The sequence below is a fragment of the Microbacterium sp. A20 genome, assembly GCF_004794515.1.
In the GTDB taxonomy this organism is placed as follows: Bacteria; Actinomycetota; Actinomycetes; order Actinomycetales; family Microbacteriaceae; genus Microbacterium.
Window position 1 is genome coordinate 1 of record NZ_SSDF01000052.1, and the last position, 25,601, is coordinate 25,601.

General features: G+C 67.9%; 25 protein-coding genes and 2 tRNA genes. 16 read left to right on the plus strand and 11 right to left on the minus strand.

The window, feature by feature from the left end:
* Positions 1-550: 550 nt before the first annotated feature.
* The 4 genes from DW298_RS03600 to galU all read right to left on the minus strand — a co-directional run bounded on the left by DW298_RS03600 (position 551) and on the right by galU (position 3,155).
* A tRNA-Ala gene (locus DW298_RS03600) sits at positions 551-623 on the minus strand.
* Positions 624-675: 52 nt separating this feature from the next.
* A complete protein-coding gene (locus tag DW298_RS03605; protein ID WP_136041118.1) occupies positions 676-1,521 on the minus strand; it encodes a hypothetical protein in 846 nt (281 codons plus the stop codon).
* Positions 1,522-1,612: 91 nt separating this feature from the next.
* Positions 1,613-2,242, minus strand: a complete 630-nt coding sequence (locus DW298_RS03610) for a GNAT family protein (protein WP_240745008.1) — start codon at positions 2,240-2,242, stop codon at positions 1,613-1,615.
* 25 nt (positions 2,243-2,267) lie between these two features.
* On the minus strand, positions 2,268-3,155 hold the full coding sequence (gene galU / locus DW298_RS03615; RefSeq protein WP_136041119.1) for a UTP--glucose-1-phosphate uridylyltransferase GalU: 888 nt from the start codon (positions 3,153-3,155) through the stop codon (positions 2,268-2,270).
* Positions 3,156-3,196: 41 nt separating this feature from the next.
* Between galU and DW298_RS03620 the strand changes: the two genes are divergently transcribed.
* Genes DW298_RS03620 through mscL form a run of 3 tightly spaced genes read left to right on the plus strand, consistent with a single transcriptional unit; the run spans position 3,197 to position 4,528 of the window.
* Positions 3,197-3,793 carry a 5-formyltetrahydrofolate cyclo-ligase gene (locus DW298_RS03620; RefSeq protein ID WP_136041120.1) on the plus strand — a complete coding sequence of 199 codons (597 nt, stop codon included), beginning with the start codon at positions 3,197-3,199 and terminating at the stop codon, positions 3,791-3,793.
* A gap of 15 nt (positions 3,794-3,808) precedes the next feature.
* On the plus strand, positions 3,809-4,081 hold the full coding sequence (locus tag DW298_RS03625) for an FmdB family zinc ribbon protein (RefSeq protein WP_136041121.1): 273 nt from the start codon (positions 3,809-3,811) through the stop codon (positions 4,079-4,081).
* Positions 4,082-4,105: 24 nt separating this feature from the next.
* Complete coding sequence (gene mscL / locus DW298_RS03630; RefSeq protein WP_029262715.1) at positions 4,106-4,528, plus strand: large conductance mechanosensitive channel protein MscL; 423 nt, start codon at positions 4,106-4,108, stop codon at positions 4,526-4,528.
* Between the two features lie 284 nt (positions 4,529-4,812).
* On the opposite strand, the gene DW298_RS03640 is transcribed toward mscL, so the two are convergent.
* Positions 4,813-8,481, minus strand: a complete 3,669-nt coding sequence (locus DW298_RS03640; RefSeq protein ID WP_136041123.1) for an ATP-binding protein — start codon at positions 8,479-8,481, stop codon at positions 4,813-4,815.
* 229 nt (positions 8,482-8,710) lie between these two features.
* Between DW298_RS03640 and DW298_RS03645 the strand changes: the two genes are divergently transcribed.
* Positions 8,711-9,223 carry a methylated-DNA--[protein]-cysteine S-methyltransferase gene (locus DW298_RS03645; protein WP_136041124.1) on the plus strand — a complete coding sequence of 171 codons (513 nt, stop codon included), beginning with the start codon at positions 8,711-8,713 and terminating at the stop codon, positions 9,221-9,223.
* Positions 9,224-9,305: 82 nt separating this feature from the next.
* On the opposite strand, the gene DW298_RS03650 is transcribed toward DW298_RS03645, so the two are convergent.
* A complete protein-coding gene (locus tag DW298_RS03650; protein WP_136041125.1) occupies positions 9,306-10,943 on the minus strand; it encodes a cation acetate symporter in 1,638 nt (545 codons plus the stop codon).
* Positions 10,940-11,287 carry a DUF485 domain-containing protein gene (locus DW298_RS03655; protein WP_136041126.1) on the minus strand — a complete coding sequence of 116 codons (348 nt, stop codon included), beginning with the start codon at positions 11,285-11,287 and terminating at the stop codon, positions 10,940-10,942. The genes DW298_RS03650 and DW298_RS03655 overlap by 4 nt, the downstream gene beginning before the upstream one ends.
* 108 nt (positions 11,288-11,395) lie before the next feature.
* Here DW298_RS03655 and DW298_RS03660 point away from each other — a divergent pair, with 108 nt between their 5' ends.
* Both DW298_RS03660 and DW298_RS03665 read left to right on the plus strand, forming a co-directional pair.
* The gene (locus DW298_RS03660; RefSeq protein WP_136041127.1) at positions 11,396-12,253 is read left to right on the plus strand and encodes a LuxR C-terminal-related transcriptional regulator; all 858 of its coding nucleotides are present in this window, start codon (positions 11,396-11,398) and stop codon (positions 12,251-12,253) included.
* A 78-nt stretch (positions 12,254-12,331) separates the two neighbouring features.
* The gene (locus DW298_RS03665; RefSeq protein WP_136041128.1) at positions 12,332-12,679 is read left to right on the plus strand and encodes an Lsr2 family protein; all 348 of its coding nucleotides are present in this window, start codon (positions 12,332-12,334) and stop codon (positions 12,677-12,679) included.
* A 27-nt stretch (positions 12,680-12,706) separates the two neighbouring features.
* On the opposite strand, the gene DW298_RS03670 is transcribed toward DW298_RS03665, so the two are convergent.
* A complete protein-coding gene (locus tag DW298_RS03670; protein ID WP_136041129.1) occupies positions 12,707-13,357 on the minus strand; it encodes a MarR family transcriptional regulator in 651 nt (216 codons plus the stop codon).
* A gap of 87 nt (positions 13,358-13,444) precedes the next feature.
* On the opposite strand from DW298_RS03670, the gene idi reads away from it, so the two are divergent.
* The 9 genes from idi to DW298_RS03715 all read left to right on the plus strand — a co-directional run bounded on the left by idi (position 13,445) and on the right by DW298_RS03715 (position 21,479).
* The gene (idi, locus tag DW298_RS03675; RefSeq protein ID WP_136041130.1) at positions 13,445-13,966 is read left to right on the plus strand and encodes an isopentenyl-diphosphate Delta-isomerase; all 522 of its coding nucleotides are present in this window, start codon (positions 13,445-13,447) and stop codon (positions 13,964-13,966) included.
* Between the two features lie 3 nt (positions 13,967-13,969).
* On the plus strand, positions 13,970-15,052 hold the full coding sequence (locus DW298_RS03680; RefSeq protein WP_136041131.1) for a polyprenyl synthetase family protein: 1,083 nt from the start codon (positions 13,970-13,972) through the stop codon (positions 15,050-15,052).
* Positions 15,049-15,957, plus strand: a complete 909-nt coding sequence (locus DW298_RS03685; RefSeq protein WP_136041132.1) for a squalene/phytoene synthase family protein — start codon at positions 15,049-15,051, stop codon at positions 15,955-15,957. Before DW298_RS03680 ends, DW298_RS03685 begins: the two co-directional genes overlap by 4 nt.
* Complete coding sequence (gene crtI, locus DW298_RS03690) at positions 15,954-17,555, plus strand: phytoene desaturase family protein (protein WP_136041133.1); 1,602 nt, start codon at positions 15,954-15,956, stop codon at positions 17,553-17,555. The genes DW298_RS03685 and crtI overlap by 4 nt, the downstream gene beginning before the upstream one ends.
* Positions 17,555-17,902 (plus strand): lycopene cyclase domain-containing protein, encoded by a 348-nt coding sequence (locus tag DW298_RS03695; protein WP_136041134.1) that lies wholly within the window; start codon positions 17,555-17,557, stop codon positions 17,900-17,902. Before crtI ends, DW298_RS03695 begins: the two co-directional genes overlap by 1 nt.
* Complete coding sequence (locus DW298_RS03700) at positions 17,899-18,243, plus strand: lycopene cyclase domain-containing protein (RefSeq protein ID WP_136041135.1); 345 nt, start codon at positions 17,899-17,901, stop codon at positions 18,241-18,243. Before DW298_RS03695 ends, DW298_RS03700 begins: the two co-directional genes overlap by 4 nt.
* Positions 18,240-19,133 (plus strand): prenyltransferase, encoded by an 894-nt coding sequence (locus DW298_RS03705; protein WP_136041136.1) that lies wholly within the window; start codon positions 18,240-18,242, stop codon positions 19,131-19,133. Before DW298_RS03700 ends, DW298_RS03705 begins: the two co-directional genes overlap by 4 nt.
* 44 nt (positions 19,134-19,177) lie before the next feature.
* Positions 19,178-21,364 carry an MMPL family transporter gene (locus DW298_RS03710; RefSeq protein WP_136041137.1) on the plus strand — a complete coding sequence of 729 codons (2,187 nt, stop codon included), beginning with the start codon at positions 19,178-19,180 and terminating at the stop codon, positions 21,362-21,364.
* Positions 21,365-21,406: 42 nt separating this feature from the next.
* Positions 21,407-21,479 (plus strand) — tRNA-Arg (locus DW298_RS03715).
* Between the two features lie 281 nt (positions 21,480-21,760).
* On the opposite strand, the gene DW298_RS03720 is transcribed toward DW298_RS03715, so the two are convergent.
* From DW298_RS03720 to DW298_RS03730, 3 genes are all read right to left on the minus strand, one after another.
* The gene (locus DW298_RS03720) at positions 21,761-22,258 is read right to left on the minus strand and encodes an HNH endonuclease (protein ID WP_136041138.1); all 498 of its coding nucleotides are present in this window, start codon (positions 22,256-22,258) and stop codon (positions 21,761-21,763) included.
* A gap of 309 nt (positions 22,259-22,567) precedes the next feature.
* Positions 22,568-23,392: a M23 family metallopeptidase gene (locus tag DW298_RS03725; protein WP_136041139.1), complete on the minus strand. Its 825-nt coding sequence runs from the start codon at positions 23,390-23,392 to the stop codon at positions 22,568-22,570.
* 285 nt (positions 23,393-23,677) lie between these two features.
* Complete coding sequence (locus DW298_RS03730) at positions 23,678-24,379, minus strand: metal-dependent transcriptional regulator (RefSeq protein WP_029262734.1); 702 nt, start codon at positions 24,377-24,379, stop codon at positions 23,678-23,680.
* A gap of 100 nt (positions 24,380-24,479) precedes the next feature.
* Between DW298_RS03730 and serC the strand changes: the two genes are divergently transcribed.
* A complete protein-coding gene (serC, locus tag DW298_RS03735) occupies positions 24,480-25,592 on the plus strand; it encodes a phosphoserine transaminase (protein WP_136041140.1) in 1,113 nt (370 codons plus the stop codon).
* Positions 25,593-25,601: the final 9 nt, after the last annotated feature.

Consider the following 25,601-nt stretch of genomic DNA (forward strand, 5'->3'; position numbering starts at 1 on the left):
GATGCTCCCACGACCCAGCCATCACAGCCAGGCCCGCAGGGCAACTTCTCTATCTTACCGATCCCGTTTCCGTTGTCAAGTCCGAGTTTCTTCGGCCTGACCGTGGGAACGGACCAGCACCTTCATCCTTTTCACTCAGCGAGTGTCTGGGATTCGGGAGGTGTTCGATGCTTGACGGGAGCCGGTCCGAGGACCTCCGCTCAACCGTTTGGGGCGAACAAGTAATAAGTTACGCGGATCCCGGGGATCCGGCAAATCAGGGCGGACCGCCGGGCGTGTCGCGCGGAAACCCGCCTCACGGCGCTGTCTTCGACGGCGGCGAGAGCACGCCCCTCGATCACGCCCACGCGCGCGCGACTGCGTTCGAGAACAGGTGCGTCCGACTACGGGTGCATTCGACAGGGAGGGAAACCGGCGTCGTCCCTCACTCCCCGCGGTCACTCCGGCCGCCTGCTCGAGCGAGCACGTCGGCCTAGGGAGCCCGTAGGGACAATGAGAACCCGGTAAAAGAAGAAAGCCCCCGGTGCTCACCGGGGGCTTTCATGTTCTGTGGACCTAAGGGGATTCGAACCCCTGACCTCCTCGATGCGAACGAGGCGCGCTACCAACTGCGCCATAGGCCCGTGAACGAGATCTACGCTATCACGACGAAAGCGCTGCTCGCTTCTGCACCGATCAACCGGCGGCACGACGCGAGAGCATCTCCCGCACATGCGCCTCGATCTCGGCATCGTCGACGAATCCCATCTTCGCGTACGGAGACGACGCGGCAGGAAGCTGCACGGGTGCGGCCGGCGCCATCTGCTCGGCGCGCTCACGCAGCGCTGCGACTCTGGCCGCCTTGCGGCGCTGCTCCTGCGCCTCGATCTGGGCCTGCGCCGCCTGCGCGCGTGACCCCGACACGGACACGAGCGGCTCGGGCAGCGGACGCGGAGTCCACGTCGCCGGCCCCTGGTCGTGCAATACAGGCGTCGCGCGCTCCGCGATCGGTGCCTTCACCTCGTGGGTGGCGCGCGCCGCACGATTCGCGACCGCAGCCATCCTCTGCAGCGCGATCCCGGCGGGCAGGATCAACGCCCCACCGAGCCACAGCAGCAAAGACGAACCGGCAGCCACGAGCTGCCAGACGCCGAAACCGACCACGGCAAGACCGAGCAGGAGGGAGATGGTCGCGACCATGCGCACCCTGCGACGGGCACGAGCACGACGGATCACCGGGTCGGCTCGGGTCGCAGCAAGCTCCTGGCGAAGCGACTCGAGCTCGGCGGCCTCACGTTCCGACTGCACCCGCTTGGCGAGCTTCTGCTGAGCCAGCGCCGTGCGGGCGTTCAGCTCGACGTGCACCTCGCCCGGCGTCTCGCTCGTCTCGGCGAGGATGCGGAGCGCCTGGTTCAGTCGAACGGCGTTGCGTTCCGCGGCGTTGTACTGGAAGCGGCCTCTCCACGACGGGAGGAGATAGAGCATCCAGAGGAGCACGGCGACGAGCACGATCACTCCCCCGCTCAGCACCGGCCCGTCCATATCGACAACGGTACGGGTTCGGAGGTGACTGAGCCGTACAGAAGGGCGCGTGTCGCGGCGAGTCCGTCAGGATCGCCCGGTGATCACCGGCTCAGAGAGCGATGCGGTCGGACGGGGGCACCGTCGCGGCGTCGGGCGGCACCTGACCGCTGAGCCAGCGGGCGAGCACTCCCTGAGGGACATCTTCCCGAGTCAGCGCGAACGCGTAGTGGTCACGCCAGTCGCCGTCGATATGGATGTACCGGCGGCGCAGCCCCTCGTAGCGGAACCCGAGCTTCTGGACGATCCGAAGGCTCGCGGCGTTCTCCGGCCGGATGCAGATCTCCATCCGATGCAGTCCGTACTCCGTGAAGCAGGCATCGGTCGCCAGCGCCACGGCGGTGGGGGTGATGCCCCGACCCGCGAAACGCTCACTCACCCAATACCCGATCGTCGCCGAACAGAGGGAGCCTCTCGAGACTCCCCACACGTTCAGCTGCCCGGCGACCTCGCCGTCGTACTCCATGACGAACGGATAGCCCGAGCCGTCACGGTACTGCTGAAGCAGTCGGCGGATGCTGAGCCGCATGTCGAACGAGACGGAACCGTAGGGGACGGTCGCCTCCCACGGCTGGAGCCATGATCTGTTCGCGAGCAGCTCGTGCTGCAACGGACGGGCGTCCTTCGCACGCACGAGCCGCAGCTCGATCGGTCCGTGTCGCATTCCCGTCGCCAGATCCATGCCGCACCGACCTCCGCAGAATCGCCTAGAGGCGCTCTGCGAACTCCTTGAGCCACGGCCGCAGCTCGGGGCCGAGGTCCTCCCGATCCGAGGCGAGCTGGACGATCGCCTTGATGTAGTCGACGCGGTCGCCCGTGTCGTAGCGGCGTCCGCCGAAGACGACACCGACGACGCCGGGGCCCTCGGGATCGGTCGCGAGCTCCTGCAGCGCATCCGTGAGCTGGATCTCGCCGCCCTTGCCCGGCTCGGTGCGCTCGAGGATCTCGAACACGGACGCGGGAAGCACGTAGCGGCCGATGATGGCGAGGTTCGAAGGAGCGTCTTCCGCCGCCGGCTTCTCGACCAGACCGGTCACACGGACGGCATCCGAGCCCTCGATCGGCTCGACCGCGGCCGCGCCGTACATGTGGATGTTGGCCGGGTCGACCTCCATCAGGGCGATCACTGCGGCGCCGGTGCGTTCGTGCTCGGCGATCATGTCGGTCAGGAGCGGATCGCGCTCGTCGATGAGGTCGTCGCCCAGCAGCACGGCGAACGAGCTGTCGCCGACGTGGGTGCGCGCGCGCAGGACCGCGTGTCCGAGACCCTTCGGCTCGCCCTGTCGGACGAAGTGGATGTCGGCGAGGTCGCTGGACTTCATCACGCGCTCGAGGCGCCCCGTGTCGCCCTTCTCCATGAGCTTCACCTCGAGCTCGGGCACCGAGTCGAAGTGGTTGGAGATCGCGTTCTTGTTGCGGCCGATGATGACGAGGATGTCGTCGATACCAGCGTCCGCCGCCTCTTCGACGACGTATTGGATCGCCGGCTTGTCGACGACGGGAAGCATCTCTTTCGGCATCGCCTTCGTCGCGGGCAGGAATCGCGTGCCCAGTCCTGCCGCGGGAATGACGGCTTTGATCTTGTGGTCAGCCATCCTCCCAGCCTAGCGGTGAGCGTCGCCGTAGACTCGGAGCCATGTCGAATGACGTCGAACACGCCAAACGCGCACTCCGCGCCGAACTGCGCGAACGACGCCAGCTCCTCTCCGATCCGCAGCGCGAGGCCGCTGCCCTGGCGATCGGCGAGCGCCTCGACGCCCTGGTAGACGAGCTCGGCGCGCGGTCGATCTCCTGCTTCCTGTCGACGACGACCGAGCCGGGCACCCGTGACTTCGTGACGAGGGCGGTGCGCCGCGGCATCCGTGTCCTGCTGCCGGTCACCCGCGCCGACGGCTTGCTGGACTGGGCGGTGGCCACCGACGACGACGAGGTCGCCGAGGGTCTGCATGGTCTGCCGGAGCCGACCGGAGAAGTCCTCGGGCCGATCGCGGTCAACGACGTCGACCTCATGATCGTCCCGGCCGCCGCCGTGGACCGCACCGGGATGCGGATGGGCTGGGGACGCGGTTACTTCGACAAGACGATCGGCTCCATGGAGCAGTGCCCGCCCGTCTACGCGGTCATCTATGATTCCGAGGTACTCGACGAACTTCCGCGAGAGGTGCACGACCAGCCCGTGAACGGGATCGTGACACCGTCGCAGACTCTCACCCTGTCGCCTCGGCGACGCTGAACCGCAAGGACCCCCATGCCCACCTACGCCTATGCCTGCACGTCGTGCGGACACAAGTTCGACGCCGTGCAGAGCTTCGCGGATGACGCCCTGACGGTGTGCCCCGAGTGCGGCGGCCAGCTGCGCAAGCAGTACGGCTCGATCGGCGTGACCTTCAACGGGTCCGGCTTCTATCGCACGGACTCGCGCGCCAAATCCGGTGGATCCTCAGATGCTTCGACATCATCGAAGACGGAATCGACGACGAGCGCCAAACCGGCAGCTGCGTCGACTCCGGCCTCCTCGTGAGGCCCTGATCTACTGGGGGATCCCATGCTCAAAGGTTTCAAGGACTTCCTGCTGCGCGGGAACGTGATCGATCTGGCCGTGGCGGTCGTCATCGGCACGGCGTTCACCGCGATCGTGACCGCCGTGGTCAACAGCATCATCAACCCCTTCATCTCGCTCTTCCTCAAGGCGGACGCGGCAGGAGAGTTCGGGATCCCCGTTCCGAACATCTACGGGGAGACGGTGACGTTCCCGATCGGCGACCTGATCTCGGCGATCATCAGCTTCCTCGCCGTCGCCGCTGTCGTCTACTTCGTCTTCGTGCTGCCGATGAACACCTTCAAGGCCCACGTCGAAGCCCGCAAGGGCACGCCGGCCGAGGAGCCGGAGGAGGAGCCCGCCGCAGCAAGTGAGGCCGAACTCCTGGTGGAGATCCGCGACCTGCTCAAGGCTCAGCGCGGCGCCTGACGGCCTCCGCTCTTACGCGAGACGCACGGTTCCTCTTCGGAGGGACCGTGCGTCTTTCGTTCGTGGCGCACTCGCCGTCGAACGATCAATAGTGCGGCGGCACGTCCTGAATGAGCTGATCATCGTTCGGGCCCTTCGCACCCTTCGGTCGGGCACGCGGCGGGGCCGGATGATCGGTCCCGGTCTCCGGCGCGGGGTCGCTCCCGGGCACCGGCGTCAGTCGTGCGCGACGCGATCCGGGGACTCGCACCACCCGCTGACGCGGAACATCAGGGTTGACCTGGTCAGTCATTCGGGGTGTCTGCGATATCGAGCGGCTGGGTGTCGTTCTCAGCCCGCGGCACCGTATCGGAGATACCCAGCACGGCGGCGATACGTGTCGCGACCGTCGCCGGATCGCTGTAGAGATCGAACGCATGCACGCGCACGTAGTGCCAGCCGAGGCGACGGAGCACGTGCGGCCGCAGCCGCAGCGTCTCGCGCAGGGACTCTCCGCGCGACTCCGGGTCGGGCTCGATCACGACCGCTTTGCCCCCGTGCTGCGCGACCAGCGGCAGGAGTCCGCGATAGTCGACGTCGACGGAGGCTCCGAGCCTCCGCAGTTCCCTGGCCAGTGCGAGGGTGAGCGGATCGGCCAGATCCTCGAGCCGAGCATCCCTGCCGCGAGCGGCGAGGCCGCCGAGGATAGACATGAGTGTGGCTGCGCCGTGCTCGAGGCGTCCGTCATCGAAGGAGGACGGACGGATCGACGAGACGAGGACCATCGAGCGGCGCGCTCGGGTCATCCCGACCGTGAGGAGACGCTCGCCGTCGGGTGTGGAGAGGTCGCCGAAGTCGCTCAGGACGCGCCCGTGTTTGGTGAGTCCGAACCCGAGCGAGAAGATCACCCGATCGCGGCTCTCGGCCACGGACTCCTCGAGGGTCAGGACGGCGAACGGCTCCGCAGTGTCCCGACCGACGAAGTCCGCTACGTCGGAACGTCCGGCGAAGGCGGCGGTGACAGCGGCGCGCACGCGCTCGGCGTGACGCGCGCTGGCGGTGACGACCATGAGGGATTCGGTCGGCCGGTGCACGGCGTGCTCGACCACGAGGGTCACCACGCGCGCGACCTCGGCATCGGGGCTCTCGACCGCACCGGACACCGGGTCGGGGGTCCCTGTGCCGCCCTCGACGTAGTCGACCGTGAGGCTGCCTCGCCCCAGATACGAACCCGCCCACGGGAGGGACACGATCTCGCCCCCGTAGAACGCGTCGTTGATGAGCTCGGCGAGATCCTCGCCGCCGGCGCGGTAGCTGCGCGTCAGAGTCATCACGGGCAGGAGCTCGGACAGGCGCTCGAACACCGAGACGTCGTCGAACGGCACCTCCGCCTCCCACGTGTCCTCCGGATCGACGGCGATGTGGAACGGCGTGGGACGCTGCGTGACCGGATCGCCGAACGCGACCACCTGGCGTGCTCGACGGATCGCCGGCGCGGCCTCTGCGAGGTTGATCGCTGCGGCATCGACGAGCAGCACGGTGTCGAACTCGACCGACTCCGGGATCTCGGGAACGAGGTACGGGGAGGAGATCCAGACGGGTGCGAGGACGTCGACGAGTGTCGGCGCAGCGCTGACGACCTGCGCCGTGGTCGCGGCGGGCTGAGTCAGCGCACGCCGGAGATGCTGCGACTGCTGGGGTTCATCGACGATCGCGATCCGCCACTGGTTGGCGAGCTGCCATGCGAGCAGGGGGCCCGCCATCGCGGCGTGCGCCTCGTCGACGAGCCGGAAGTCGCGTTCGAGGCGATCCACGACGGCGGTGTTCGCACCGAGGAGCGCGCGGTTGTCCTGCAGGGCGCGCTCGAGGAGCGACTGCCACCAGGCGAACTCGAGCTCCTCCCCCACCTGCGACTCGGCCACGTGCCGCACCGAGAGCTCCGCGAGCAGCGGCTCGAGCCCGAGGAGCGCGAGTCGATCGCGCAGCTGCGCGCGTTCCACGAGGTTCTCGAAGACGTCGGATTTGGCGGCGAGACCGGCAAGAGTGCGGACGAGCCGTGCGACAGGGAGCGATGCCAGCGGCTCGCGGCGGCCCAGCGCGGCATCCAGCTCGGCGAGCTCGGCCTCGACCCGCTGCCAGGCCACGTACACGTCGGCGAGACCGAGCGGGATCTCCGGTGCAACTCCTGCCTCGACGTACCGCTGCCACTGAGTGCGCTGGGTCTGGATCCGCAGCAGCGCCTCGTGCATCTCGGTGACGTGGACGCCGGGACGCACGTACTCCTTCGCCAGCCGCCGCAGCCGCCGCCGATTCGCTCCGGAGAGACCAGGGGCGTCACGACGCGAGCCGTGCGCCTGGATGAGCTCGCCGAGCGGCCGCTCGAAGACGGTGGGACTGAAGCGGTCGAGCGAGTCGCGGATGCCCTGCAGCAGGCGCAGATACTCGCCGAGCTCGTCGATCGTCGCGAACGGTCGCATGTGCGTCTGAGCGATCAGTTCGTAGCCGCGCTCGAGAAGAGCGGGGACGCTGTCCGAGTGCAGCCGACCGGCCAGCTCGTGCGCAGCCCGGGCTGCCTCGGTGCTGGTGAAGGTCACGCCGTACCACGGCGAATCGTTCGGGCCGAAGCGGAACTCGCCGAGACGTGCAGCTTGCGCGAGCGCTTCTGCCGCCTCACGTCGATCTGCCGCGAGCCGGCGAAGGGCATCGGTTCCGAGCCGGGCGGTGGTCGACGGCGGCACCGGCAGCGACGCGAGCCGGGTGAGCTGGCGGGTCGCGTCGAGCACCGAGGCGTTCACGCCGGCGATGGGAGCCGTGAGCGCCTGGCGATAGTCGCGGAGGACCGTCCGGAGGCGCACCAGCGCGTCGTCGACCTCGCTGACCTTGGGGGCCGTCGCCTTCTCGTTGCGGCCGATCGCCCTGACCAGGTCGCGACGCACGCTCGCCGGCGAGATCGCCAGGCTGTCGAGCCCGATACCGGCGAGCCGATGACGAACGCCGTCGAGCGTCGAACGACGGGCCGAGACCACGAGCACGCGCTTGCCGCCGCGGACGAGTTCGCCTAGCGCATTGATCACCGTCTGCGTTCCGCCTGTGCCGGGGAGCGTCGCCACCGTGAGCGAGTGCCCGGCGGCGATGCGCGCGAGAACGGCTTCCTGCTCGGCGTCCGCGTCGAGAAGGAGGTTGTCCGATGCGGGAGCCCGATCGTCGGGTCCGGTGTGGTGGGGCGTGGCCCGAGGCGCCGTCACACGCTCGCGATCGCCGACATGACCGCCCAGCGCGTTGAGGAGCACGTGATCGAGGCTGCCGGCGTCACGCGCCATCGCTCCCGAGACGTCGGCGAAGGTCGACACCACCAGGCGCGGCTCCACCGAGAAGGTGTCGATCGAGCGGGTCAACACCCGCAGGTTGTCGATCACGGGTTGCGGCTTGAAGATCCCGCCGTCGTACGCGAGCGCTGCCAGCGATGCCGCATCGATCGACAGGCCGAAATGGTCCCGGGCGATGCGGACGAGTTCGGGATTGACTTCGAACGCCCCCTGGAGCTTGAGTTCGAAGTCGGAGTGATGCCGGCGGATCGCCAGCGGCCGCAGCAGAACCGGCGCGGCGAATCCTGCTCCGCCGATGCGCCACCGGGCGACTCCGACCGCCAGGTGCACCGCCTCGATTCCGCGGACCGTGCGCAGTTCGGTGTTCTTCGCCGTGATGCGCTCGGCGGCGAGACGCGCCGTGCGCAGACCCACCTCGTCGCGGAAGAGATTCGACAGGAGCGTCGATTTTCCGGTGATGAATTGCGGCAGGCTGCCGGGATGGGCCTTGGAGATGTCGATGCCCGATTCCGGGCTGTCGCGGAAGCTGACCAGCGGAGACGGGCCGCCGAGATCGGCCGCTTCCGCCCTCAACCGGGTGCGCTCAGCCTCGGCGGCATGGGCGATATCGACGCCGGTCGTGGTCTCGTGCAGATCGCCGATGGACACAGCAGCGTCCGCCGCTGTGTTCTCCGCAGTCTTGTCATCACGTCGCCACACAATGACACCCTAGGCGCGAGACCGGGCGAGCTGGGGTATCCCAGGCGGGTTTCCGCCGAATCTCCGCCCTCGAGAGCCGATCCACACTTCTCCTGCCCTGAGCCGATCAGCGTCATGTTCTCCACTCCGCCCGGGAGGCCGGCACTCCCCGCACAGCGATGCCGGTCAGGATGGTCGCATGACGTTCCGCTATGACTTCGCCCCGACTCCGTTCGGCGACGCCCTCGCGGTGTTCTCGGACGAGGGCATCGTGCGATTCGACCTCTCCGAGTCCGAAGACCCGCTGGTGCCCTGGCTTCTCGAGGGCATCACCCGACAGCTGGGCACCGTTCCCGTCCCCGACCCCGGTGCCGCCGACGAGCTCGCACATCTTCTGGCCGACTATTTCGACGGTGATCCGGTGCGCTTCGACCAGCACCTCCGGCTCGACTGGCGGCTGGTGGATGGTTTCGCTCTTGCCGCACTGCAGACGATCTGCACGATCGAATGGGGCGAGACCATGAGCTACGGGGAGATCGCCGTCCGCGCCGGCCACCCCGGCGCGGCCCGCGCGGTCGGCACCGCGTGCAGGCTCACGCCGTTCTCGATCATCGTGCCGGTGCATCGCGTCGTACGGTCGGACGGAAGCATGGGCCAGTACGGCGCGCACCCGGAGCGCAAGCGATACCTGCTCGACCTCGAGGCCGGTTGAGCGGAGCGGACGCAGACGTGGACCCGGCGAGTAGGCCGCCGGGTCCACGTCTTGCTCGGGTCCGATCCTCCGGACCCCTCGGTCAGTGCTCGACTGCCTTCTCCGCGCCGAACCCCGTGAGGGAGCGCACTTCCATCTCGGCGGCGAGCTGCGGAGACTCCTTGCGGGAGCTCGTCACCGTTCCGAGCCAGCCGAGAAGGAAGCCCAGCGGGATCGAGACGATCCCGGGGTTGTTGAGGGGCCATACGGCGATGTCGATCCCGGGGATCATCGATGTCGGCGTTCCGGAGAACACCGGCGACAGCATGATGAGCAGGATCGCCGAGCCGAGCCCGCCGTACATGCTCCACACCGCGCCGCGCGTCGTGAAGCGGCGCCAGAAGAGCGAGTAGAGGATGGTCGGCAGGTTGGCGGAGGCGGCGACGGCGAAAGCGAGCGCGACGAGGAACGCGATGTTCTGCCCCTGCGCTCCGATGCCACCGAGGATCGCCAGGATGCCGATCACGATCACCGTGCGACGGGCCACCCGAACCTCGCCGTTCGGGTCGGCTTCCACCGGGTTGCCGGCAGCATCCTTGCGCCCCTTCTGGATCACGTTCGCGTAGATGTCATGCGCGAACGATGCGGCCGCCGTGATCGTCAGCCCCGCGACCACCGCGAGGATCGTCGCGAAGGCCACAGCGGAGATGAAGCCCAACAGCACCGGACCGCCAAGCCGGAGCGCGAGCAGCGGCGCCGCGGAGTTGACGCCGCCAGGAGCGGCCGCGATCACATCCGCCCCGACCAGTGCGCCGGCACCGTAGCCGAGTACGAGGGTCAGCAGGTAGAAGCCGCCGATGAGCCAGATCGCCCAGACGACCGAGCGACGTGCCTCCTTCGCCGTCGGCACCGTGTAGAAGCGCATGAGCACGTGCGGCAGGCCCGCGGTCCCGAGCACCAGCGCCATGCCGAGGGACAGGAAGTCCCACGGGTTCGCGCCGTACTGCAGCCCCGGAGCCAGGATCGCATCGCCCTTGTCGGAGTTCGCCACGGCGGCCTCGAGAAGGGTGTTCAGGCTGAACCCGTTGATCGCGAGCACCCAGATCGTCATGCCGACGGCACCGCCGATCAGCAGGACCGCCTTCACGATCTGCACCCAGGTGGTTCCCTTCATCCCGCCGATCAAGACGTAGACGATCATCAGCAGTCCGACCACGGCGATCACGATCGACTGGCCGAGCCGTCCGTCGATGCCGAGCAGCAACGACACCAGCCCACCTGCGCCGGCCATCTGCGCGAGCAGATAGAAGAAGCACACGGCGAGCGTCGTGATCGCGGCCGCCATGCGCACCGGCCGCTGCTTCAGACGGAACGACAGCACATCCGCCATCGTGAACTTCCCGGTGTTGCGCATCAGTTCCGCCACCAGCAGCAGCGCGACGAGCCAGGCGACCAGGAAACCGATCGAATAGAGGAAGCCGTCGTAGCCGTTGATCGCGATGGCGCCGCAGATGCCGAGGAAGGACGCCGCGGACAGATAGTCACCGGCGATGGCGAATCCGTTCTGCGGTCCCGTGAAAGAACGGCCGGCCGCGTAGTAATCGGCAGCCGTCTTGTTGTTGCGGCTGGCGCGTATGACGATGAAAAGCGTCACCGCGACGAAAGCCAGGAAGATCGAGATGTTGAAGACGGGATTGATTTCGAGAGCGACCGGATCGACCGCCGTGCGGATCGCGTTCATGCGTTCTCCTGCGCCTTCTCGAGTTCTTCACGGATCTCCGTCGCCAGCGGATCGAGCTTTCGATTGGCGAACGAGACGTACGCCATCGTTATGCCGAACGTGGTGACGAACTGTCCGAGACCGAGGAGGAGCCCGACGGTGATATCGCCCCACACCCGTTGCCCCATGAACTCGGGAGCGAATGCGGCAAGAAGTACGTAGGCGAAATACCACAACAGGAAAAACACGGCTAGCGGAAAGATGAACGATCTCTGGGTGCGTTTCAAACTCTGGAACCGTGGAGACTGCTCGACGGCGATGTAGTCGATCCGACCGTTCGAATCGGCGTGCGTCTGATCACTCATGGGGCCTCCTTGCCACATGTCCGGTCCCCGCGCAGTGGCACTGCGCGGATGCTAAAGTCGACGCTACGAAACGGGGAACGCAGTCGTCACCCCCGGAAGTAGGTAGTTGTGAGCGCACCAGTCCCTCTCGGATCCGAGTCGGAGCTCGTCGCCCAGGCGGTGCGAGAGCTCGCCCGGCGAACACGTTTCCCTGTCGCGTTCGGTGGCCTCATCGAAGAGGGCGTCGTGAGCGTGACCAGCATCGTCGGCGCCCGAACGCGATCGCTGGACGGGCTGCGGGTGCGACCGGAGCGCGGTCTCGGCGGGCGGGCGATGATGGAACTCCGCCCCCGGATGACGAGCGACTACGGCTCGTCGCAACAGATCACCCACGACTACGACGTCTTCGTCCTCGGCGAAGGGCTGCGCACGCTCCTCGCGCTCCCGATCGTCGTGCACGGACGGTCCCGTGGTGTGCTCTATGCCGGCGCGTGGAACGAAGAACAGGTAGGCGGCATCACGACCGCGCCTGCAATGCAGGTGGCGCAGTCCGTCGCCGATGAACTGCGGATCCGCGACGAGGTGCAACGGCGGCTGGAGGCGAGTCCGCTCGCAAGTGACGTCGTGGCGCCCCCGCAACGAGAGGCGCTCCGGGAGAGCTTCGCCGAATTGCGCAGTATCGCGGCTTCCGTCGACGACGCGGCGATACGCGCTCGGATCGCGGAGGTCGAGCGTCGCCTCGTCGCTCTCGCCGCGGACGCGGCGCCCGCGACGACCGCTCCTGTTCCGACCGTCCACCTCTCGCCGCGTGAGACCGACGTGCTCGCGTGCGCCGCACTGGGATCGACCAACGCGGAGATCGCCGCACAACTCGGACTGCGCGAAGGCACGGTCAAGGCATACCTCGGTACCGCGATGTCGAAACTCGACGCTTCCACGCGTCATGCAGCCGTCACCCGGGCGCGGCGTGCGGGGCTCCTTCCCTGAGCCCATCGACGAAGTGAATCATGACGGTGCGATATTCAATTCTTGTCGCATTGCGCTTATGCGGGTAAAGTCACTCGCATGGCGAGACGAATTGTGCACCAGCTGGTCGACGATATCGATGGCAGCGTCCTGGAAGTCGGAGAGGGCGAGACCGTGCATTTCTCGGTCAACGGCACTTCCTACGAGATCGACTTGAATGCCGCGCACGCGGAGGAATTGCGAAAGGCGCTCGAGCCGTATATCGCCGCGGGCCGTCGCGCCGGCTCCTCCAGCACCGCACGTACTTCTTCTTCTTCTCGCAAGCGACCGGCGCGCAACCCTGAGGTCGCAGCCATCCGTGCGTGGGCCAACGAGAACGGCTACACGCTCTCCGAGCGAGGACGCATCCCGGCCCCGATCCTGGACGCGTACAAGGCAGCGCACTGAGTTCGGCCCCTCGCGGGCCGAACTGTCTCAGTCGGACGTCTGCTGTAACCAGGCTTCGTCGCGCAGCGTGATCTCGTCCGTCATGTCCGTGAGGAATCGGATCACGACATCTCGTTCCGAAGGGGACAGACGGGCGGCGGCATAGAACCGCTTGGCCTGCTGCCGACCGACGGTCTCCATCGCCGCGAGCCGCGTCTCCTTCGTGATGCTGATGCTGAGCGCCCTTCGGTCGGTCGGGTGGGGTGCGCGCGTGATATGCCCGCCCTTCTCGAGCCGATCGAGCAGCTTGGTGGTCGCAGCCGTCGACACGTCCAGGTGGTGCGCGATTCCGCCGGGCGTCGCGACCAGGTTCCGGTTCGCGCACACGATCAGATAGTGCAGCGCGCGCATGTCCGTCTCGTTCAACCGCATGTAGCGCCGCGAGGCCTGAGAGAGAGTCTGCTCGGCTTCTCGCAGCCCCGCGAGCGACTCCATCAGGCGCGCGATCTGCCGTAGCTCCTCCGGCGGCACGCCCGTTCGGTCGACCAGCGCGCTTCGAGGGTCGCTGGATTCCACGTCGTAGATCGCGGCGTGGCTCAAGCCGTCCGGCGTGCGGTCGGCCCCGCTCATATCGCCGTCTCCGGGCGGATCCGTCGCCTGCGACCCCGCGTGCGGGGTGGTGCCGGGCTCGGTGTCCATGCGATCATGTTACACACCCACAGTTTCATGCTAAGTTGACTACTCACCAAGTTAGCAATCTTGAGAGGCTCGGAAAAGGGAGATGCCATGGACTACGTGACCCTCCTGGCCGAAGACGGAAGTGCGGTCGGCACGTTGCCGAAGAGCGACGTGCACACGAGCGACACCCCGCTGCATCTCGCCTTCTCCTGCTATGTCCTCGACTCCAGTGGGCGTCTGCTGGTGACCCGCCGGTCCCTCGCGAAGCGGACATGGCCCGGCGTCTGGACGAACAGCTTCTGCGGCCATCCGCGCCCCGACGAGGAGATGGTCGACGCCGTTCGGCGGCGCGGCCTCGATGAACTCGGCATCCGACTCTCCGACATCCGCCTCGCATTGCCCGACTACCGCTACCGCGCCGTCGATGCGAGCGGGATCGTCGAGAACGAGATGTGCCCCGTGCACGTCGCGATCATCGATGGGCAGCCCACGGCCGATCCGGACGAGGTGTCCGAGTGGGCGTGGGTGGAAGTTTCCGACCTGATCGAAGCCGTCACACACGCACCGTTCGCCTTCAGCCCGTGGCTCGTCGAGCAGCTTCCGCAACTGCAACGGCTCGGCAAGGTCTGAGCCATGAGCGCGACGGCGACGGAAGAAGCACTCGGGACGCAGATCGAAGCAGCGTTGCGGCAACGTTTCTCTGCCCACACCGCGGCGGCGGAGAAGTACGGCCCCGAGTTCACGGAGCTCTGGGCAGTGGCGGCTGAGCACGCCCTCGGCGGCAAACTGATCCGACCGCGACTGCTCGTCGATTTGGTGCAGGCGCTCTCGCCGACACCGCTCTCCGCAGAGGCGAGCAGAGCCGCGATCGATGTCGCGGCCGAGGTCGAGTTGCTGCACTTCGCGTTCCTCCTGCACGACGACGTCATCGACGGAGACCTCATCCGACGGCGCGGCCCGAACCTCATCGGCGCTCTCGTCGCCGATCACCCCGAAGCCCCGGCCGAGTCCGCACTGCACTGGGCGCGCTCGAGCGCGATTCTCCTCGGAGATCTCCTCTTGACCGCGGCGGTGCTCGGGTTCGCGAGGGTGGAAGTCCCGGCACAAGCCCGCGATCGTCTGCTCTCGCTGTTGGAGCAGACCATCCTCGAGACGGTCGCCGGCGAGCATGCCGATGTCGCTCTCAGCGACGGCATCATCACTCCTGATCTGCGGACGATCCTCGCGACCAGCGCCTACAAGACGGCGACGTATTCCTTCGTACTCCCTCTGCGCGCCGCGGCTGTGCTGGCCGGGTCGTCGTCGGCGACCGAGCAGCGACTCACGGCGATCGGCCGACACCTCGGACTCGCGTATCAGCTGCAGGACGACCTGCTCTCCGTGTTCGGCGACCCCGATGAGCACGGGAAGGACCCCTTCTCCGACCTCCGGGAAGGAAAGGAGACCGCGATCATCTCGTACGCCCGCATGACGAGTCATTGGGAGGGGATCGAAGAGCACTTCGGCAGACCCGATCTCAGCGGTGCAGACGGCTCGCGCGCCCGCGATCGACTGCGCGAGTGCGGCGCCGAGGCGTTCGTGCGCGGGCTCGTCAGCGAGCACCTCGAGGCCGCAGCGACCGTCCTCGGCGATGCAGAGTCCGCGGGCATCCTCCCGACGTCTGCCGCGCGGACGATCCGCGCGCTGGCTTCCCGTGTCGACGGTCGCGAGCGATGAGCGCGAATCCGCACGATCCCTCCCACGACGCCGCCCTCCGCAGATTCAACCGCACGGCGGAGATCGCGACGAGCGACGTCATCCGCACCTACTCGACATCTTTCGGACTCGCGACCCGCCTTCTCGGACCGAGACACCGTCAGCATGTGCGCAACATCTATGCCATGGTGCGTATCGCCGATGAGATCGTCGACGGTGTCGCGGCCGAGGCCGGGCTGGACAGCACGGCGCAGTCGGCGGCTCTCGCCTCCTACGTGGAGGCGACGCACCGCTCGATGCGCAGCGGGTACAGCAGCGACCTGATCCTGCACGCCTTCGCTCGGACGGCGCGCGAGTGCGGCATCGGCGAAGACCTGACCACGCCGTTCTTCGATTCGATGAGTGCCGACATCGATCGTGAGCCGGGGTTCGCCGCCTACGACGCCGACGCCCATGCCGCCTATGTCTACGGGTCCGCCGAAGTCGTCGGACTGATGTGCCTCCAGGTCTTCCTGCGCGACTCGCCCCGCACCCCCGAGGAGCTCGAGATCCTCCGACGCGGTGCGCGACAACTCGGCGCAGCCTTCCAGAACGTGAACTTCCTGCGCGACCTCGCCGACGACACGGATCGTCTGCACCGCGGCTACCTGGGCGGGACCGCGCGTCTGAACGACGCCGACCGGGATGCCTGGGTCGACACGATCCGTCGACAGCTGGCCGACGCCCGCGCCGCGATCCCGCTGCTCCCGAAAGACGCCCGCGCAGCCGTGCGCAGCGCGCTGGCGCTGTTCGCGGCACTCACCCGCCGCGTCGCGAAGACGCCCGCCGAGGTCCTGTACCGACGGCGCGTGCGCGTCCCCGACCCGATCAAGGCCCTGCTCGCCGCCCGCGCAGTCGCCGTCACCGCGATGGAACGTGACCGATGAGCCGCGTGGTGGTGATCGGTGCGGGCGTCGCCGGCCTCGCGACGGCGGGGCTGCTCGCGCGAGACGGGCACGAGGTCGTCGTCCTCGAGAAGAACGACCGCGTCGGCGGGCGGGCCGGAACGATCGAGCGTGCCGGCTTCCGTTTCGACTCCGGACCATCGTGGTATCTGATGCCCGAGGTGTTCGATCATTTCTTCGCGATGATGGGCACCACGACCGAGGAACAGCTCGACCTCACCCGGCTGGATCCCGGCTACCGCGTGTTCCGCGACCCGGCGATTGAGGATGCGGCGCACGGCGCGGTGACGGTACCCGCAGGCAGGGAGGCAGTCACCCGCCTCTTCGAGGCTCTGGAACCGGGATCTGCGCCAGCACTGGACTCCTACCTGCAGTCGGCAAGTCACGCCGGCGAGATGGCGCAGAAGTACTTCCTCTACAACCCGTTCACCCGGACGCGGTCGCTCCTGGCGCCGGAGGTGCTGCGCGCGCTCCCCCGCTTGTTCACGCTGCTCGGCACTCGACTGCAATCCTTCGCGGCGCGGCGTTTCCAGCATCCTGTCGTGCGCCAGATCCTCGGCTACCCGGCCGTGTTCCTCGGCACGGATCCTCGCAGCGCCCCCGCGATGTATCACCTGATGAGCACCCTCGACCTGGACCAGGGCGTCAGCTATCCGCAGGGCGGCTTCTGGCGGGTGATCGAACGCATCGAGTCCCTGGCCCGCGATGCGGGAGCCCGGATCGTGACCGGCGCCGATGTCATCGGCATCCGCACGCAGGACGGGAACGACGGAACACGTGTGACCGGCGTCGACTGGGTGGACGGATCGGGAGCCTCGCATGTCGAGCACGCCGACATCGTCGTCTCCGCCGCCGACCTGCACCACACCGAGACCAGGTTGCTACCGCGATCGCTGCAGAGCTATCCCGAATCGTGGTGGACTCGTCGCACCAGCGGCCCCGGCGGTGTGCTCGTGATGCTCGGAGTGAAAGGCGCGCTGCCCGAGCTCCCTCATCATTCCCTGTTCTTCACCGACGACTGGGATGCGAACTTCGACGCGATCTTCGGCCCCACCCCGTCCATCCCCGCTCCGGCATCGACATATGTCTGCAGACCCAGCGCGTCCGACCCCGACGTCGCGCCGCCCGACCACGAGAACCTGTTCATCCTGGTTCCCGTTCCGGCAGATGTCGAGCTCGGGCATGGCGGATCCGACGGATCGGGGTCAGCGGAGATCGAGCGAGCAGCCGATGCCGCGATCGACCAGGTCGCGGCGTGGGCGGGCATCCCCGATCTCCGGGAGCGGATCGTCGTACGAGAGACCAAGGGGCCGGCCGACTTCCGCGACGACTATCGCTCGTGGCGGGGCGGGATGCTCGGGCCGGCGCACATCCTGTCCCAGAGTGCGATGTTCCGTGCCCAGAATGCGTCTCGGCGCGTGCAGGGTCTCCTCTACGCCGGGGCCACGACGGCCCCCGGCGTCGGGGTGCCGATGTGCTTGATCAGCGCTGAGATCGTCCTGAAGCACCTCCGCGGTGATCACTCCCCCGGCCCACTCCCGGAGGCGGCTCCGCCGGCGGTCGGAACGGCGGACTCCTGATGGGCGCGTTGTATCTGACTGCGCTGCTGGTCTCGCTGGGCTGCATGCTTCTTCTGGACTGGCGGTTCCGGCTGTTCTTCTGGAGGGACGCGGTCTCGGCCGCCGTCGTGACCCTGGTCGGCCTGGTCTTCTTCCTCCTGTGGGACGTGGCGGGCATCGTGAACGGCATCTTCCTCCGCGGCGACGCGGCGATCGCGACGGGGCTGGTGCTCGCGCCCGAGCTGCCGGTGGAAGAGCCGGTGTTCCTGCTCTTCCTCGTCGTGTGCACGATGATCATCTATACCGGCTCGGCCCGCCTGCTCGCTCGGAGGCGCGACCGGCTCCGGACCAACGGAGACGGCGCATGAGTTACATCCACGTCGCAGCCTGCTTCCTCCTCTTCGCCGCCGGCGGTGGTCTGATCCTGGCTCTCGCCTCCCGTCGACGCGGCCCGGTGCCCGCGGCCGTCCTGCTGACGGTGCTCGTGCTCTTCCTCCTCACGGCCGTGTTCGACACCGTGATGATCGCGAGCGGGCTGTTCCACTACGCGCAGGATCCGCTGCTCGGTCTGCACATCGGCCTCGCTCCCATCGAGGACTTCGCCTATCCGCTGGCGGGCGCGTTGCTCCTCCCGGCCGTGTGGACGGCTCTGCGCGCACGGCGGCGAGCGCGCGAAGCGTCCCCCCAGGATGACGAGGTCCGCGGATGAACGACCGATCCGCACCCGAGCGCCCCTTCGGACGGGATCTCGCGCAGATCGTGCTCTCCTCGCGGCCGATCAGCTGGATCAATACCGCGTTCCCGTTCGCGGCGGCCTATCTCCTCGCCACCCGAGAGCTCGACATCACCTTCGTGATCGGGACCCTCTACTTCCTCGTCCCGTACAACCTCGCCATGTACGGGATCAACGACGTCTTCGACTACGCCTCCGATCTGGCGAACCCTCGCAAGGGCGGCATCGAGGGCGCACTCCTGGCACCTCGCATCCACCGCGCCACGCTCTGGGCGGCCGCCGCCACGAACATCCCGTTCCTCGTCTACCTCGTGGTCGTCGGGAACCCGGCATCCTGGTTCTGGCTCGCCGTCAGCGTGTTCGCCGTGATCGCCTACTCGGCACCCGTGCTGCGGTTCAAGGAGCGGCCGTTCCTCGATTCGGTCACCTCGAGCACGCACTTCGTGAGTCCGGCGATCGTCGCTCTCGCCCTGGTCGGCGCCCCGGTGACGGGCAGCACGATCATCACTCTCGCCGCCTTCTTCCTGTGGGGCATGGCCGCCCACGCTTTCGGCGCCGTGCAGGACATCGGCCCTGATCGGGAGGGCGGCATCTCATCGACGGCCACCGTGATCGGGGCTCGGGCGACGGTGCGGCTCTCCCTCGGCCTCTGGACGGTCGCCGGAGCCGCGATGCTGTTCACCCCCTGGCCCGGCCCGCTCGCCGCCATCCTCGCCCTGCCGTACATCGTCAACGCGGCGCCGTGGTGGAACGTCGACGACGCCGGCTCCGCGTCGACGAATCGCGCCTGGCGTCGGTTCATCGCCCTCAACTACTTCGCCGGATTCCTCGCGACGATGATCCTCATCCTCGCCTGGGTCTCGTGACTGCCGACTCCGCTTCTGAACGACCGTCTCCCGAAAGGCACCTGATGTCTCGCCCCGACTCTCCACCGACTCCGCCCCTGAGGGAGCGCTCGCGAAACCACTCCTGGGCGCGTGTCTTCATCCCCGTGGCTCTGATCCTCGTGTGGCTGGTCGGCGCCTCCCTCGGCGGCCCGCTGTTCGGCAAGGTCGATGAGGTCTCCTCCAACGAGCAGACGACGTACCTCCCCGAGTCCGCACAGGCCACCGAGGTGCAGGAGCTGCTGGGAGAGTTCAACGACAGCGACTCGATCCCGGCGATCGCGGTGTTCACGTCCGAGGACGAGCTCACGCAGACCGAACTCGACGCGATCGCGGATGCTGTGGCGGATGCGCCGTCGGTGGAGGGCGTCGGCGAGGACGTGTCCCCCGCCCTGCCCTCCGACGACGGGCAGGCGGTTCAGGCGTTCATCCCGATCGACAGCGACGCCGAGCTGGCCGACACGACGGCGGCACTGGGCGAGGAGCTGCGCGACGGCGTACCGGACGGCATCACCGTGTACATCACGGGGCCCGCGGGGTTCAGTGCCGACCTGGTCGCGGGCTTCGCGGGGATCGACGGGCTGCTTCTCGGTGTCGCGCTTTTGGCGGTGCTGGTCATCCTGGTTCTCGTCTACCGCTCGTTCCTGCTGCCTCTGGTCGTGCTCTCGACGAGCCTGTTCGCCCTTTGCGTGGCGCTCCTCGTGGTGTGGTGGCTGGCGAAGTTCGAGGTGCTGCTGCTCAGCGGCCAGACACAGGGGATCCTGTTCATCCTCGTGATCGGCGCCGCGACCGACTACGCCCTGCTCCTCGTCGCACGCTTCCGCGAGGAGCTGCGGGTCGCACAGGACAAGGGCGTCGCGCTCCTTGCCGCGTGGAAGGGCTCCGTCGAACCGATCGTCGCCTCGGGCGGCACCGTGATCGCCGGGCTCCTCTGCCTGCTGCTCAGCGACCTGAAGTCGAACAGCACGTTGGGCCCCGTGGCGGCGATCGGCATCGTGTTCGCCATGCTCTCCGCCCTCACGCTGCTTCCCTCGCTGCTGCTGCTCTTCGGGCGGGCCGTGTTCTGGCCCCGGCGCCCGCGCTTCGAACCCGACGTCGTCGCCGCGGAGCACGGCATGCGCACGACGGGACTGTGGGCGCGGCTGGCCGGTTTCATCAAGCGGCGACCGCGGGTCATCTGGATCGTGACGACCCTCGTCCTCGTCGCCGGAGCGGCGGGTGTCACCCAACTCGACGCGAACGGCGTACCGCAGTCCGACCTGGTGCTCGGAGCCTCGGAGGCTCGCGACGGTCAGGTGGCGCTGGGCGAGCACTTCCCCGGCGGATCCGGCAGCCCGGTGTACGTGGTCGTCGATGAGGACCGGCTGCAGGATGCCGCGGACGTCCTTCTCGCGAACGACGGGATCGATGCGGTCTCCGTCACCGCCGCGGACTCCGCCAGCGGCACCGCCCCCGTGACCGAGGAAGGCATCACCGCTGTCGGCCCTCCGGGCACGCCCGCGCCCGACCCCACGACGGTCGACGGGCAAGTGCTGCTTCAGGGCACGTTGACGGACGCGGCCGATTCGGACGCCGCTGCCGCCACCGTGCGAGAGCTGCGATCCGACCTCCAGGGCACGGAGGCGCTCGTGGGCGGCGTCACCGCGACCTCGATCGACACGAACGACGCCTCCATCCACGACCGCAACCTGATCATCCCCGTGATCCTCCTCGTGATCATGTTGATCCTGATGCTGCTGCTGCGTTCGATCCTCGCGCCGGTGCTGCTGATCCTGACGACAGTTCTGTCGTTCGGAACTGCGATGGGCGTGTCCGCGCTGGTGTTCGACGGAATCTTCGACTTCCCCGGTGCGGACCCGGCCGTTCCGCTCTTCGGGTTCGTGTTCCTGGTGGCGCTCGGCATCGACTACAACATCTTCCTGATGACGCGCGTCCGCGAGGAGTCGAAGCAGCACGGCACCCGCGAGGGAATCCTTCGGGGCCTGTCGATCACGGGCGGAGTGATCACCTCAGCGGGTCTCGTGCTCGCGGCGACCTTCGCCGCGCTCTCCGTGATCCCCATCCTGTTCCTCGTGCAGCTGGCGTTCATCGTCGCGTTCGGGGTGCTGCTGGACACGTTCGTCGTCCGTTCGCTGCTCGTCCCGGCGCTGACGTACGACATCGGCAAGGCGATCTGGTGGCCGTCCAAGCTGTGGCGCCGCGGCAAGGACTGATGCGCGAGGGGGCGTGCGGACGGTCGCCTAGACTGGACGCACGCCCTCGTAGCTCAGGGGATAGAGCAGCCCTCTCCTAAAGGGCAGGTCGCAGGTTCGAATCCTGTCGAGGGCACGACGTCGAGGAGGGGCCGCCCGGAGGGTGGCCCCTCCTCGACGTCTCAGGCCCCCGTCAGCGGGCCCCCGCCGGCCAGGAGGCTCCACGCGCCGCCCCCTGTTCCCACCGTTCCGCGCCTCCGAACTCGCGGCGCGTGGAGGGGCCGGTGGAGGACTCGAGGGCACCGACGCGCCTCACCAACTCGCGGCGCGTGGAGGGGCCGGTGGAGGACTCGAGGGCACGACGCGCCTCACCATCTCGCGGCGCGTGGACAGGCCGGTGGAGGACTCGAGGGCACGTCACGCCGCCAGTGCCAGGTAGGGCTCCCACCGTGGGTCGCTGCGCTCGGTTCCGCGCACCGTCCAGGCGGTGCCGTGCGGAGGGCGAGGGGTGAACCGCAACTGCCAGCGCATCTCCTGCGGGGTGCGGTCGCTCTTGATGTTGTTGCATCGAAGGCAGCAGGCCACCAGGTTCTCCCAGGAGTCCGCTCCCCCGCGTGAGCGTGGCAGCACATGATCGATGGTCGAAGCCGCCTTGCCGCAGTATCCGCAGCGGTGATTGTCGCGACGCAGCACACCGCGGCGAGTGACCGGCACGCGTCTGCTCGTCGGCACCCGGACGTACCGGGCGAGGATGATGACAGCCGGGCGTTCATACACGCCGTGGGTGCCCCAGACGGGGTCGTCCTCCACGCGTTCGATCACGGTCGCCTTGTCGTTCATCACGAGGACCAGGGCTCGCTTGAACGACACGATCGCAAGCGGCTCGTATCCGGCATTCAGGACCAGTGTGCGCATTCGTCATCCTCTCGATCCGCCGGGACGGCTTCCCGGCACTCTCGAATCACACGAGGTCGCGCAGATGGCAGAGCGATCGTGGGGACGAAAAAAGGCGCCGTCTAAAGACAGCGCCTTTCGCGCACGGCAACGCCGTGGCTTCCCCGCGGGCTATGCAGAAGGACGTGACGACCGAGGGCATCCATGGTTCGGATGGTCGGTATTCGCTCCATCAGCCTCTCCCACCTGTACGACAACGGGATCAGGCTAACCCATCCAGCTGCATGCGAGGCGAAACGGCGGGTGAATGGAGCGAGGCGTGTCCGGGAATCAGCCGGCGTTGACCGAGAGCCACGACATGGGCTCGACGAGTCCGCCGTTGATCCAGGTCTCGAAGTGGAGGTGGTTCGCGGTCGAGCGCCCGGTGCTGCCGACGTAGCCGATCAGCTGGCCTGCCGCCACCGTCTGTCCGACCTGCACCTGGCGCGAGCCGTAGATCATGTGGCCGTAGGTGGTCTGCACGCGCTGACCACCGACGACGCTGTCGAGCATGACGCAGACGCCGTATCCGCCGATGCTCTCCGCAGATGCACGGACGACGCCGGCAGCGGCGGCGTAGATCGGGGTGCCGGCGGGAGCGAGCATGTCTGCGCCGTTGTGGCCGCCGCCGATCGTGCGGCTGACGTTCCAGGAGCCCATCGGGAGCGGATAGCGCACCTCGCCCGAGCCCGGCGAGGTCAGTGCGTAGCCGGCGGTGTTGAACTGGCCAGACGACGACGCCGTGGATGCCTTCGCCGCGGCGGCAGCGCGGGCGGCAGCAGCCTCTTCGGCCTTCTTCTTCGCGATCTCCTCCGGAGTCGTCGCGCTGAAAGTGCCTCGGCTCAATGGAGCGGCCGTGGCCTGAGAGGCCACGACCAGGGACTGCGCGTCGACGGCGGCGAGCTGCTGCAGGGTCGTCGGAGCGGCTTCGCTCGGCTTCGACTGCGCGAAGGCAGGAAGGGCGATGCCGGCGACCAGTGCACCGACGGCTCCGAAGATGGCGATCGATCGGAGTGGCTTGACGGCCTTGCGAGCAGTCGCCCGCGCACCTGCGCGTCGGGCGAGTACTCGGTCTTCAGATGTCTTCTTCGCGGGCTGTTCGATGTCTGCGGCCAAAACGTGGTCCTCCTGGGCCCTTGCGCTTTCGGGTAGCGCTGGCTCGTCGGCACTCTGCTCTCGTGGCATGAACGCATCTCGGGCACTTTGCGCGTTCCTGCCGTGAAGACGACGAGCCTCAAAGGCGTATCTTCGCGATCCATCTCCAGCGGGCTTCTTCGCTGGCGACTCGACCGAGGTTACCGGAAGATAACGATCATGTCACCCCGGGAACCTGACAATCGTCGCAGAGGGCGGTCGTGGAGTGCTCCGTCGCCCGCAGTCGGGCTCGGAATCCCCCTCGGATCAGGCGGGTTCGCCCACCAGGAAGATGTGCGACGCAAGCTCCACGGGGAGCTCGAGACCGTCTTCCTTGCCGTCCATCTGGATGAGGACGTAGCCCTCGCTGAAGCGGAAGTCGCCGTGCGCCCCGGGAACCACCCCGGCGTCGCGCAGCTGCTCCAGCAGCTCGGGGTCGACCTGTGCGGGCTCGGCGAGGCGGCGCACGGTCCCCTCGACGGGCTCGCCCGCGGCGTTGAGTCGTTGGACGAGACCGATGACGCCCTCGTCGAAAGTGCGAGCCGGCAGGTCGCCGAGCTGGTCGAGACCCGGGATCGGGTTTCCGTACGGCGATTCGGTCGGGTGACCGAGCAGCTCCACCAGTCGTCGCTCGACCTGTTCGCTCATCACGTGCTCCCAGCGGCAGGCCTCTTCGTGCACGTACGCCCAGTCGAGTCCGATGACGTCCGACAGCAGACGCTCTGCGAGACGGTGCTTGCGCATCACGTCGACGGCCTTTCGGCGGCCGGCGTCGGTGAGCTCGAGGGTGCGGTCCTCCGAGACGATGACGAGACCGTCTCGTTCCATGCGCCCGACCGTCTGCGAGACCGTGGGACCGGAGTGGCCGAGCCGTTCGGAGATGCGCGCGCGCAGCGGCACGATGTTCTCCTCCTCGAGTTCGAGGATGGTGCGGAGATACATCTCCGTGGTGTCGATCAGATCGGTCATGTGCAGGCCCTCCGAGGTTCTTAGGCAAGCCTACATTCCCGGACGGACATCCGGCCGCCGACGGTCGGGGCCTCGCCCGGCGCCCCCTTAGAATCAACCCATGGCGATCGAGATTCCCCGTGACCTCCTGCCCGCTGACGGCCGCTTCGGCTGCGGTCCCTCGAAGGTGCGCCCGGCGCAGCTCGAGGCGCTCGTCTCATCCGGGGCGACGATCCTGGGCACCTCCCACCGCCAGGCCCCCGTGAAGAACCTCGTCGGGAGCGTGCGCGAGCAGCTCGCCGCCCTCTTCCGGGTCCCCGAAGGCTACGAGATCCTCGTCGGCAACGGCGGCTCGACCGCGTTCTGGGACGCGGCGGCCTTCGGCCTCATCGAGCGACGCAGTCAGAACCTCGTCTTCGGTGAGTTCGGCGGCAAGTTCGCCGCATCCGCCGGAGCCCCCTGGCTCGAGGCGCCGGACGTGCGCAAGGCGGAGCCCGGATCCCTGACCGCCGCCGAGGTCGTGCCCGGTGTCGACGTGTACGCCTGGCCCCACAACGAGACCTCGACCGGTGTCGCAGCGCCCGTCCAGCGCATCGAGGCCGACGGCGCACTGACCGTCATCGACGCCACGAGCGCCGCCGGCGGGATCGACTTCGACGCAAGCCAGGCCGATGTCTACTACTTCGCCCCGCAGAAGAACCTCGGCTCGGACGGCGGACTGTGGTTCGCGGCGGTTTCGCCGGCCGCGATCGAGCGCATCGAGCGCATCGCGGCATCCGGTCGCTACATTCCCGAGTTCCTGAGCCTGAAGAACGCCGTGGACAACTCCCGGCTCAACCAGACGCTCAACACCCCCGCGATCACGACGCTGCACCTTCTCGACAGCCAGCTGCGCTGGATCCTCGAGAACGGCGGGCTCGCCTGGGCGGCGTCCCGCACATCCGAGTCGTCTTCGGTGCTGTACGACTGGGCCGAGGCCTCAGCGGTTGCGACACCCTTCGTGGCGGACGCCGCGCATCGCTCTCCTGTGGTCGCCACGATCGATTTCGATGACAGCATCGACGCCGCGGCGATCGCGAAGACCCTGCGCGCCAACGGCATCGTCGACACCGAGCCGTACCGCAAGCTCGGCCGCAACCAGTTGCGCGTCGCGACCTTCGTGTCGATCGACCCGGACGACGTGCGTCAGCTCACCCGGTCGATCGACTTCGTGCTGGAGAACCTGGGCGCCTGAGCGCCCGGG

Excerpts from the sequence above, each read along its gene's own strand:
- DW298_RS03605 (WP_136041118.1), bottom strand. The coding sequence starts at position 1,521 with ATGGACGGGCCGGTGCTGAGCGGGGGAGTGATCGTGCTCGTCGCCGTG.
- DW298_RS03610 (WP_240745008.1), bottom strand. The coding sequence starts at position 2,242 with ATGGATCTGGCGACGGGAATGCGACACGGACCGATCGAGCTGCGGCTC.
- galU (WP_136041119.1), bottom strand. The coding sequence starts at position 3,155 with ATGGCTGACCACAAGATCAAAGCCGTCATTCCCGCGGCAGGACTGGGC.
- DW298_RS03620 (WP_136041120.1), top strand. The coding sequence starts at position 3,197 with ATGTCGAATGACGTCGAACACGCCAAACGCGCACTCCGCGCCGAACTG.
- DW298_RS03625 (WP_136041121.1), top strand. The coding sequence starts at position 3,809 with ATGCCCACCTACGCCTATGCCTGCACGTCGTGCGGACACAAGTTCGAC.
- mscL (WP_029262715.1), top strand. The coding sequence starts at position 4,106 with ATGCTCAAAGGTTTCAAGGACTTCCTGCTGCGCGGGAACGTGATCGAT.
- DW298_RS03645 (WP_136041124.1), top strand. The coding sequence starts at position 8,711 with ATGACGTTCCGCTATGACTTCGCCCCGACTCCGTTCGGCGACGCCCTC.
- DW298_RS03650 (WP_136041125.1), bottom strand. The coding sequence starts at position 10,943 with ATGAACGCGATCCGCACGGCGGTCGATCCGGTCGCTCTCGAAATCAAT.
- DW298_RS03655 (WP_136041126.1), bottom strand. The coding sequence starts at position 11,287 with ATGAGTGATCAGACGCACGCCGATTCGAACGGTCGGATCGACTACATC.
- DW298_RS03665 (WP_136041128.1), top strand. The coding sequence starts at position 12,332 with ATGGCGAGACGAATTGTGCACCAGCTGGTCGACGATATCGATGGCAGC.
- DW298_RS03670 (WP_136041129.1), bottom strand. The coding sequence starts at position 13,357 with ATGGACACCGAGCCCGGCACCACCCCGCACGCGGGGTCGCAGGCGACG.
- idi (WP_136041130.1), top strand. The coding sequence starts at position 13,445 with ATGGACTACGTGACCCTCCTGGCCGAAGACGGAAGTGCGGTCGGCACG.
- DW298_RS03680 (WP_136041131.1), top strand. The coding sequence starts at position 13,970 with ATGAGCGCGACGGCGACGGAAGAAGCACTCGGGACGCAGATCGAAGCA.
- DW298_RS03685 (WP_136041132.1), top strand. The coding sequence starts at position 15,049 with ATGAGCGCGAATCCGCACGATCCCTCCCACGACGCCGCCCTCCGCAGA.
- crtI (WP_136041133.1), top strand. The coding sequence starts at position 15,954 with ATGAGCCGCGTGGTGGTGATCGGTGCGGGCGTCGCCGGCCTCGCGACG.
- DW298_RS03695 (WP_136041134.1), top strand. The coding sequence starts at position 17,555 with ATGGGCGCGTTGTATCTGACTGCGCTGCTGGTCTCGCTGGGCTGCATG.
- DW298_RS03700 (WP_136041135.1), top strand. The coding sequence starts at position 17,899 with ATGAGTTACATCCACGTCGCAGCCTGCTTCCTCCTCTTCGCCGCCGGC.
- DW298_RS03705 (WP_136041136.1), top strand. The coding sequence starts at position 18,240 with ATGAACGACCGATCCGCACCCGAGCGCCCCTTCGGACGGGATCTCGCG.
- DW298_RS03710 (WP_136041137.1), top strand. The coding sequence starts at position 19,178 with ATGTCTCGCCCCGACTCTCCACCGACTCCGCCCCTGAGGGAGCGCTCG.
- DW298_RS03720 (WP_136041138.1), bottom strand. The coding sequence starts at position 22,258 with ATGCGCACACTGGTCCTGAATGCCGGATACGAGCCGCTTGCGATCGTG.
- DW298_RS03730 (WP_029262734.1), bottom strand. The coding sequence starts at position 24,379 with ATGACCGATCTGATCGACACCACGGAGATGTATCTCCGCACCATCCTC.
- serC (WP_136041140.1), top strand. The coding sequence starts at position 24,480 with ATGGCGATCGAGATTCCCCGTGACCTCCTGCCCGCTGACGGCCGCTTC.